Source organism: Acinetobacter sp. WC-743, assembly GCF_000335555.1.
In the GTDB taxonomy this organism is placed as follows: Bacteria; Pseudomonadota; Gammaproteobacteria; order Pseudomonadales; family Moraxellaceae; genus Acinetobacter; species Acinetobacter bereziniae.
Window position 1 is genome coordinate 1 of the sequence record NZ_AMFQ01000050.1, and the last position, 346, is coordinate 346.

At 42.5% G+C, this 346-nt stretch carries 1 protein-coding gene; it reads right to left on the minus strand.

What is annotated here, in order from left to right; translation table 11 throughout:
* The coding region (locus tag ACINWC743_RS07075; protein WP_009584915.1) for an Ig-like domain-containing protein at positions 1-346 on the minus strand (346 nt) is incomplete at both ends.

A 346-nucleotide genomic window follows, 5' to 3' on the forward strand; every position in this document is an offset into this window, starting at 1 on the left:
ACTATCAGTAATATTTACTGTACTTCCTGCTTCTGCTGTTCCTGTAATTGGACTACCGTCTGTTGGATCAACGATAGGTTGAGCTGGTGCAGTACTATCAACAATGACTTGCGCAGGTGGACTAACATTTCCCGATGCATCTACAGCCGTTACTTTAAGCGCTGTACCATCTGGAATAGGTGTTATTGGTGTAAAAGTAAATTTGCCATCTGGTCCTGCTGTTGTTGTCCCGATAACTTTACCTGAACTATCAGTAATATTTACTGTACTTCCTGCTTCTGCTGTTCCTGTAATTGGACTACCGTCTGTAGGATTAACGATAGGTTGAGCTGGTGCAGTACTATCA